This window comes from Sodalinema sp., assembly GCF_046483825.1.
GTDB lineage: Bacteria > Cyanobacteriota > Cyanobacteriia > Cyanobacteriales > Geitlerinemataceae > Sodalinema.
In genome coordinates, this window is the sequence record NZ_JAWOCL010000177.1 from 1 (window position 1) to 9,359 (window position 9,359).

Below are 9,359 nucleotides of genomic sequence, written 5' to 3' on the forward strand. Positions count from 1 at the left end.
CCAACCAAGCCTCCCCCGCCGTCTCCAACCAATCCAACCAATCCCCCTCCTGGGCCTGAGCCTCCCACCCCTGCAACCACCCCTGCACCGCCTCCAATCCCTCATGTCGCTGCCGCAACAACTCAGGAAACAACGACTTAAACTGCGCCGCCGTCAGAGGGGAGGGGGATTGAGCCAACTTCAGCCCCCCATACTCCCCCGCCAACTCACTCACCCGCCCACAGCCGAGGTCTCCCAACCGCACCATCCGCGACGCCAATTCCCGCTGACGACGAGGAGAGGGCAACACCCGGTCGCGGCCAAAGCGCATCAACCAACCGTGAAAAAAGCGGTCATCCACTCGCTCCCCCAAATACTCCAACACCCGTCCCAAATCCCATCCCTGAGCCACCCCATCCAGCAATTCCAGAAAAAATTGCTCATATTTCGCATCACTCATCGGGTTTATCTCCGGCGGCGGTGGCGGTTCCGGCCGACGTCGGCCTCCCAACCAACGAGCCACCAGAGATTTTAACCAACGCCAAAATCGAGCTAACATCGCCACCCCATCAACCCTAAACAAAGAATCAAGCCGTCTCCCCCCCTCCTCCCTCCTCTCCCTCCTCGTATCATGGCTCAGCCATGATACGGACTCCGGGCGGCTCTGCCGCCCGTACTCGGGAGCCAGAAGCGATGGTTGGATTGCCTATGCGAGGGGTTCCCTCCCAACGCCGCGCAAACCCCATTCGCCCACCTCCCCCACACCTCCACTGTACCCCAGACCCCGCCCCAATTTCCCCCCAAATTTCCTGCCCCAATCCCTTGACATTCACAAACCGTTAGCCTACAATAAAAATATAAAAACAAGTCATTCCATTTAGGTAAAAGCACCAAATTTTTTGCCTAGGTCGGTCAAGGCTTCGCCGCCCCGGTGCGGGCGGCGCAAAGCCAAACATCTAAGCTGCGCAATTTTTTCCAAGTTGTACATTATAGATTAACGTACAGAAATACAGCCCAACCGTCCCCAACAGCGATAAACTAGACTCTAGCCACCACGCCCAGTCGAGTCTAGCAACAGGCCATTGACGAACTCGGACAACTCTCCCCAGACAATCCCTTTCGTCGCAACGCCCTAATGCTGCTCAATCGCCTCAAAGCCGACCTAGAAACCAACAACAGCCCTAATCCAGAGGATAGAGAGTTAATTATGCGTTTATCTCCTCTATTTGACCAACAACTCGAAGCCGCCCAACTCTCAGGTCGACAACAGGGACTTGAACAGGGACTTGAACAGGGTCGAGAACGAGAACGACGAGAGGCGATCGCCAGCCTCCTCGAAACCCGATTCGGCCCCCTAGACAACGAACTCAGCCAACTCCTAGACATCCTCATCCAGCGTCCCTCCAGCGAAATCATGCCCCGACTGCTGCAACTGTCGCGAGAGGAGTTAACCGAGCAGTTTAAATCACCATAAAACCCCGTCCAAGCCTAGATTTGACCGAAAAACCTCACCCACCTCCCATAGCCCAAAAAAGCCCCCGGTTCCCTCAAGAAACCGGGGGCTGACTCATCAGCTCACGCCTCAATTGTCCCAGTCACCTAACCGATATTTTCCATCACCGCGAACATCGGCAGATACATCGACAAGAGAATCGAGCCAACCATTCCCCCAATGACCACAATCATCAGCGGTTCCATCATCGACGTCAGACCCTTAATCGCCTGTTCCACCTCATCCTCATAAAACTCACCCACCTTCATGAGCATCTTATCGAGTTCCCCCGTTTCTTCCCCAATCGACATCATCTGAACCGCCAAAGCCGGCATCACCCCCCGTTCTCGGAAGGCTTCACTAATACTTCCCCCTTCCGAAATTTGGGTTTTAGCATAGTCAATCGCCTCAGCAATGACCTCATTCCCCGCCGTGTCTCGGACAATCTCCATCGCATTGAGAATCGGCACCCCAGAGCGAGTTAACGTCCCGAACACATTACAGAAACTTGCCACAGCCGACTTCTCAACAATTTCCCCAAACATCGGCGCTTTGAGAATCAAACCATCAATCTGAAAGCGTCCAACGGGAGTTTTGTAGTAGGCTTTAATCGCAAAGACAATACCAACGAGAATGGCAACAAAAATAACAATACTGTAGTTACGCAGTTCGAGCCAACTCTCCGCTTCTGGATCATCCGCTGGGAGGAATGGCCCCCGCAAGAAGAAACTAATGTTCATCATGACCTGTGTGAACATTGGTAGTTCTGCATCCAACTGGTCAAAAATGCCCGTAAACGTTGGTAGCAGAAAAATCGTCATCCCGAGGAAGATGACAATCGCAATACCACCCACCGTTTTCGGGTAAGACATGGCAGATTTCAACTCGTTCTCGATTTTGGCGCTTTTTTCCAGAAGCATCGCCAAACGATTGAGAACCTCATCGAGAACCCCACCCACCTCTCCGGCAGCGACCATACTGACATAGAGTTTATCAAAACAGCCAGGGTGTTTCCGCATCGCCTCAGCAAGAGACCCCCCCTCCTCCACCTCAAGACTAATCTGTCGTAAAGCTCGTTTCAACTTGATATTGGCGCACTGTTCCGTCAACACCGACAAACAGCGCAACATCCCCACCCCAGCATTAAACATCGCGGCAAACTGTCGCGAGAATACAGCTTTATCTTTAACCGTTACACTGGCGAGGGCAGCCGAGATTGTTTCTTCTAAATTGCTGAGATCAAACCCTTTTGACTCAGCCTTTGCTACATTTGTCATGGTTTTAATTCCAATACTGGCACTGCTGTAAAATCACCCTAAAGCCCAGGAAATTGATGAGTTGTGAAGGAGTATATCTGGAGCTTGGATGGTGAGTGATCCAGACCTCAACCTAATCGATATACTCCTTGGCACATCATTCTCTAACGCGCTTTGGCTTTGGCTTTGACTTTGCCTTGGGTGGGTGCGCCTCCAGCCTTGACACGGGGGTCAATCAAGCGATCGAGTTCGTCAATTTTAGACGTTTTACTGATCGCATCTTCATAGGTCACTTTCCCCTCATTCACCAGGCGGGCCAAGGACATTTCCATCGTTTGCATTCCCATCCGACTCCCCATCTGGATAGATGAGTAAATCTGGCTCGTTTTACCCTCCCGAATCAGGTTAGCAATAGCTGGACTATTGACCATGATTTCATGGGCGGCACACCGTCCGCCACCCACTTTTTTGAGCAAGTTTTGAGAGCAAACCCCAACCAAGGCTGTCCCCAACTGGGCGCGAATTTGCGGCTGTTGAATCGGCGGGAAAACATCCAACATCCGGTCAACCGTAGAAGCAGCAGAGTTGGTGTGCAACGTCCCAAAGACCAAGTGACCGGTTTCTGCGGCAGAAATCGCTAGTGAAATTGTTTCCAAGTCCCGCATTTCTCCCACCAGAATAATATCTGGGTCTTCCCGTAATGCCGCTTTCAAGGCATTAGCAAAACTCTTAGTATCTTCTCCTTTTTGGCGTTGATGGAACAGGCTTTTGATATTGGGAAACACATACTCAATCGGGTCTTCGACGGTGAGGATATGCTCCGATCGCGTCCGATTGATCAGATCAATAATCGCTGCCAGAGTCGTGGTTTTCCCCGACCCCGTTTGTCCCGTAATCAAGACCATCCCCCGAGGACGCATCGACAGTTCCCGGAGAATTTCGGGAACCCCCAACTTCTCAAAATTCGGAATTTCCGAGGCTAAGGCTCGCAAACAAGCCGCAAAACAGCCCCGTTCCCGATACACATTGACCCGGAAACGAGACAAACCCTTCACCCCATAGGCGCAGTCCAATTCCCAGTTTTGCTCAAGATCCTTACGTTGGTTGTTATTGAGCATACTGAAAATCAGCCGTTGACATTGATCCGGGGCCAACGACTCCCCAAATTGGGGCTGAGCGGTGAGTTTACCACTAATGCGAAAAAAGATCGGCGCCCCGGCCTGGATGTGCATATCAGAGCCACCTTGTTCAATCAAGGACTCCATCACATCTTCAATCATGTAATCCATAACAGTTCCTTTGCTCCTTTAACGGCGTACAGTTGCCAGTTTAGTCCTGGAAACGGGGGGTCATACAGTACGGACAATCCATCCATTCGGGATCTAACCCCGCCCCACAGTTGCTACAGGTGAGAGAACTCTTGCGTTTCGCCTTGAGTTCCGCTTCCAACCCTGAGTCCGTGAAGGTCACGCGATCGACTTCCTCAAAAGTCGTATGTCCCTGCTTCACCAGATCAAGACTGTAGGCCAAAAGGGTCGTCATCCCTTGTTCGACCGCCTTCTCCTTAATCCGTTCCGTGGGGGCATTTTCGTTGATCAACAGCGCCAGTTCTTCCGTCGTTTGCAGAAACTCATAGACCCCGACACGTCCTTTATAACCAACACCGCTGCATTTTGGACAAAGCTCACCGCGCTCTTGTAACTCTTGGCGATCGCCCGACGGGATCGTATTGGCCTTATAGAAGGTGGCCTCGACATCCGTCGACGCCGTCATCCCATAGCGGGCCAACTCCTCGCGCTCAGGAGTATAAGGAAGCCGACATTCCGAACAAACCCGTCGCATCAGACGTTGCGCCAACACCCCCAACAGCGACCCAGAAATCATAAACGGTTCAACCCCCATCTCATCGAGACGGGCGATCGCCCCAGCCGCATCATTCGTGTGTAGCGTCGTTAAGACCAAGTGACCCGTCAACGCCGCCTCAATTGCCGTTTTTGCCGTTTCCTTATCTCGCGTCTCACCCACCAGAATAATATCCGGGTCTTGCCGCAGAAACGCCCGCAGGATATTGGCGAACGTCAGGTTTTTCTCCCGAATCACCTGACATTGACTAATCCCATCGAGAGCATACTCAATCGGGTCTTCCGCCGTACTAATATTGACTCCGGGATCATTGCGCTCAGCCAGAATCGAATAAAGCGTCGTCGATTTACCTGACCCCGTCGGCCCCGTCACCAAAATCAAACCAAAAGGACGACTCGCTACCTCCCGCACTTTTTCCAGGGTATCGGGATCGGAGATGAGTTTATCCAAGCCTAGCTGAGTCGAGGAGTTATCCAGAATCCGCAGCACGATCTTCTCACCATAGCGGGTGGGTAAGGCATTAACTCGGAAATCCACCGCCCGTCCCTGGAACATCCGCCTAATCCGTCCATCCTGAGCTTGACGGCGTTCGGCGATGTCCATATCCGAAATAATCTTGAAACGAGACGTCAGCGCCGGGATAATCAGTTTCGGCAGGCGCGGAAACGGCTCATGCAGCACCCCATCCTTACGCATCCGAATCCGCAGGAACTCCTCTTGTGGCTCAACGTGAATATCCGACACATCATCCGTCAGGGCCTTCCGCAGAATCTTATTCACCAAGGCGATGACACTTTTATCCTCAGCATCGGCCTCTTCTTCTAAATCAGCCGCTTCTGGGGGGGCTTCTTCGAGGTCATCATCCTCCCCCGCCAATTGGGCGAAGTCCTCAACGCTGATGGCATTTTTCTCAGCTTGCTCTCGTTTTTGGCTTTCAGCTTCCTTCTTAACCTGTTCGTCCAAATAGAGCGAGATCAGGGATTGATAGTCATCAGGTGTAATCGCTTGCCGTTGCAAACCATAGTTTTTCGATCGCAGCATTCGCTTGAGGTCATCTTGAGCCTCCAAGTTATCCGGATCGACCATCGCCACAATCACAGACCCATCTTGGATCTGTAGCGGTACAAAGCGATAGCGACGACAACTATCAACCGAGACAAATTCTAGGAGTTTATTAATCTGTCCCGGCGGTAACTCAGTGACTTCGGGATCAAAGGCCTCAACCCCGTAGAGAATTTTCAACTCAAACAGTTGTTGCTTTTTGTACTGGCGGATTAACTCAGGAGGAAGTTGTTTGCCGGTGATGCTCTCGATCGCCTCGATCAACGTACGACCGGACAGGCGGCTATCTTCTTGCGCCTGACTCATCTGATCCGGGCTGACGTGACCCGCTTGGATGAGTTTATTTCCGAAGGGTGAGAAGTTCGTCTGAACCACCAAGGCACGCCGAGCTTTGGGGGCACTAGAAGAGAAGTTAGTCATGGCGTATTACACGAGCAGGTGAGGAAAATCGACAGTTGCGTCGTCGAGACAGTGGCGAGGGCAACTCCGGCGAGGGCAACTACTTCGATCAGTGTAGCTCACTCGACGGGTTGCCGTGGCCAGGCAACGGCGCTCAATCGCGTTAAGCCTCCGCTGGCGATCGCCCCAACCCAGCAACCTGGCCCCATAGACAACACAGAACGTTAAAATGGCCTAGGATTTTAAATAGACGTTAAATCTGTTAAATCTCAACTTAGGTGCTTCGGTGGGAATGGCCCGATTTTGCCAAAAATGGCCGCCAAGACCCAGGCATTGTGGTGTATCGTGTGATTTGCGAGCGCCCTTGACCCGGAGCGCCTGTACTAGAAACTTGTAAGGGGAAAGTCAGACATGGACGAAGACAAGCAGTTCCAACAGGAGACCAGCAAACCTAATGTAGATGCCGAAGAGACCCCTGTGGATAGCACTGCTGACACCGTTCCTGAAGCCGTAACCGTTGAGGAGGCTCCAGTTGAAGAAACGGCAGGGGAATCGACGGTCGATGATGCTGAGTCTGCTGATGATGAGGCGATCGATCCGACGGTGATTGAAGCCGAAGCCGCCGCCGCCCAAGTATCGGAACCTCTCGAAGCGGCAATGTCGACGTTGAAAAACACCGCCGAGCAAGCTCAAGCTCAACTCGAAGAGCTTAACCTGCAATATGCTCGCTTAACCGCCGACTTTGATAACTACCGCAAACGAACCCAGAGAGAAAAAGCAGAACTCGAAGAACAAGCCAAATGTACCACCCTCAAAGAACTGCTCCCAGTGGTGGATAACTTTGAACGGGCGCGGACTCAGATTAAACCGCAAACCGAAGGTGAAACCAATATCCATAAGAGTTACCAAAGCGTTTACAAACAAATGGTGGATTGCCTCAAACGCCTCGGAGTGGCGCCGATGCGTCCCGAAGGAGAGGAATTTGACCCCAATCTCCATGATGCCGTCATGCGCGAAGCCACCGATGCCTATCCCGATGGAACCGTGACCGAAGAATTGATGCGCGGCTACACCATCGGCGATCGCGTCTTGCGTCATGCCATGGTGAAGGTGGCAACGGCCCCGGAACCCGTGGTAAGCTCAGGAGAATCGGACACCGAGACCTCTGACTCCTAACGGAGCGCACCGCAACAGAAGTCTAACCCTGGCGTTGACCGTTGTGGGAAGCGCTAGGGTGTTCACGTCACATCCCGAATATGGGTTATGGGAAAAGTTATTGGTATTGACCTCGGGACCACAAATAGTTGTGTTGCTGTCTTAGAAGGCGGTAAACCCGTCGTCATTCCGAATTCGGAAGGCGGACGCACAACCCCGAGCATGGTTGGGTTCACAAAATCAGGCGATCGCCTCATTGGCCAACTGGCAAAACGCCAGGCGGTCACCAATGCCGAAAATACGATTTACAGTATTAAACGCTTCATTGGCCGGCGTTGGGATGATACCGAGATGGAACGCTCTCGGGTTCCCTACAACTGCATCCCAGGGCGGGATAACACCGTGGATGTCAAAATCCGCGATCGCAACCACACCCCCCAAGAAATCTCGGCCACCATTCTGCAAAAACTTAAACAAGATGCCGAATCCTATCTCGGAGAACCCATCTACCAAGCCGTGATTACCGTTCCGGCCTACTTCACCGACGGACAACGGCAAGCCACCAAAGATGCCGGAACCATCGCCGGCCTCGAAGTGTTACGAATTATTAACGAGCCAACGGCCGCCGCCTTGGCCTACGGCCTCGATCGCCATGACGAAGAACTGACCATCTTAGTCTTCGACCTCGGTGGCGGAACCTTCGATGTCTCAATCCTGCAACTCGGCGACGGCATTTTTGAAGTCAAAGCCACCGCCGGCAACAACCACCTCGGCGGCGATGACTTCGACAGTGAAATTGTCTCTTGGCTCGTCGATAACTTCCGAGAAGCCGAAGGCCTCGACCTATCCACCGACAAAATGGCCATGCAGCGGCTGCGAGAAGCCGCCGAAAAAGCCAAAATCGAACTGTCCTCCACCACAGAAACTCATATCAACCTGCCATTCATCACCGCCGATGAAACCGGCCCCAAACATATTGACGTTCGCCTAAGCCGCCGTCAATTTGAAGAACTCGTCAAACCGCTTATCGATAGCACAATTGAGCCGGTTAGTCAAGCCCTCGAAGACGCCAATATGAACACCGAGGAAATTGACCGCCTGATTCTCATCGGTGGCTCAACCCGGACTCCAGCCGTACAGCGGGCCATCAGTGACTTCTTCGCCGGCAAACAACCCGACTACTCCGTCAACCCCGACGAAGCCGTCGCCACCGGAGCCGCCATCCAAGCCGGCGTCCTTGGCGGCGAAGTTCAAGATGTCCTATTGCTAGACGTGACCCCCCTATCGCTGGGCATTGAAACCTTGGGAGAAGTGTTCACCAAAATCATCGAACGCAACACCACCCTCCCCACCAGCAAATCACAAATGTTCTCCACAGCCACCGACGGCCAGACCTCCGTCGAAGTCCATGCCCTACAAGGGGAACGGGCCATGGCCCGAGACAACAAAAGCTTGGGTAAATTCATTCTCATGGGGATTCCCCCCGCGCCGCGAGGGATTCCTCAAATTGAAGTCAGCTTTGAAATCGATGCCAACGGCATTCTCAACATTTCCGCTCGCGACAAAGGCACCGGCCGCGCTCAGAGCATCCAGATTACCAATACCGGCGGCTTAAGTGCCGAAGAAATTGAACAGATGCGCCTTGAAGCCGAACAGTTCGCCGATCAAGACGAATGGCAACGGAACCTAGCCGAACTACGCAACCAAGCCGATGCCCTGTTCTATAACTACGAAGATACCCTCAAACATAACGCCGACTTAGTCAGCGATCGCCTGAAACTCGAAGTCACCGAAAAAGCCCATCGCTTGCAAGAAGCCCTCGACGAAAGTAACCCCAACGTTGAAGACATCCGCCAACGCCTGCACCAATTCCAACAAACCCTATTCGCCATTGGCTCAGCCGTTTATCAGGGAGAAACCCCCCAGTTTGATGAGCATCCCGACGAGGCGATCGCCCCTCCCACCGATGACCCCTCCCAGGACAGTGACGACGACGAAGCGGCCCCCGACTCCCCGAGGGCGCAACCTAGCCCCGCCCCCCTAAGATTCGATGACGCCGATGATCTCGAAGATCTCGGCGGAGACGACGACGATCTCGATACGGATTTAGCCCAAGAACTCGAAGATCTCGAAGCCTTGCTCTCACAAGAGTC

6 protein-coding genes and 1 pseudogene are annotated in these 9,359 nt (G+C 53.0%); 3 read left to right on the plus strand and 4 right to left on the minus strand.

Features of this window, described 5'->3' with window-relative positions; translation table 11 throughout:
* Positions 1 to 538: pseudogene (locus R6U67_RS11655) on the minus strand (hypothetical protein); the annotation flags it as partial.
* A gap of 648 nt (positions 539 to 1,186) precedes the next feature.
* On the opposite strand from R6U67_RS11655, the gene R6U67_RS11660 reads away from it, so the two are divergent.
* Positions 1,187 to 1,453, plus strand: coding sequence for a hypothetical protein (locus tag R6U67_RS11660; protein ID WP_410252709.1), 267 nt, complete (start codon positions 1,187 to 1,189; stop codon positions 1,451 to 1,453).
* Between the two features lie 125 nt (positions 1,454 to 1,578).
* Here R6U67_RS11660 and R6U67_RS11665 read toward each other — a convergent pair whose 3' ends face one another.
* The 3 genes from R6U67_RS11665 to R6U67_RS11675 all read right to left on the minus strand — a co-directional run bounded on the left by R6U67_RS11665 (position 1,579) and on the right by R6U67_RS11675 (position 6,072).
* Positions 1,579 to 2,748, minus strand: coding sequence for a type II secretion system F family protein (locus R6U67_RS11665; protein ID WP_410252710.1), 1,170 nt, complete (start codon positions 2,746 to 2,748; stop codon positions 1,579 to 1,581).
* A 143-nt stretch (positions 2,749 to 2,891) separates the two neighbouring features.
* Entirely contained in the window at positions 2,892 to 4,016 is a 1,125-nt protein-coding gene (locus R6U67_RS11670) for a type IV pilus twitching motility protein PilT (RefSeq protein WP_410252711.1), read from the minus strand.
* Positions 4,017 to 4,056: 40 nt separating this feature from the next.
* Positions 4,057 to 6,072, minus strand: a complete 2,016-nt coding sequence (locus R6U67_RS11675) for a GspE/PulE family protein (protein ID WP_410252712.1) — start codon at positions 6,070 to 6,072, stop codon at positions 4,057 to 4,059.
* Positions 6,073 to 6,462: 390 nt separating this feature from the next.
* On the opposite strand from R6U67_RS11675, the gene grpE reads away from it, so the two are divergent.
* The gene (gene grpE, locus R6U67_RS11680; RefSeq protein WP_410252713.1) at positions 6,463 to 7,227 is read left to right on the plus strand and encodes a nucleotide exchange factor GrpE; all 765 of its coding nucleotides are present in this window, start codon (positions 6,463 to 6,465) and stop codon (positions 7,225 to 7,227) included.
* 87 nt (positions 7,228 to 7,314) lie between these two features.
* Positions 7,315 to 9,359: molecular chaperone DnaK (gene dnaK / locus R6U67_RS11685; protein ID WP_410252714.1), on the plus strand; the 2,045-nt coding region annotated here is incomplete at its 3' end.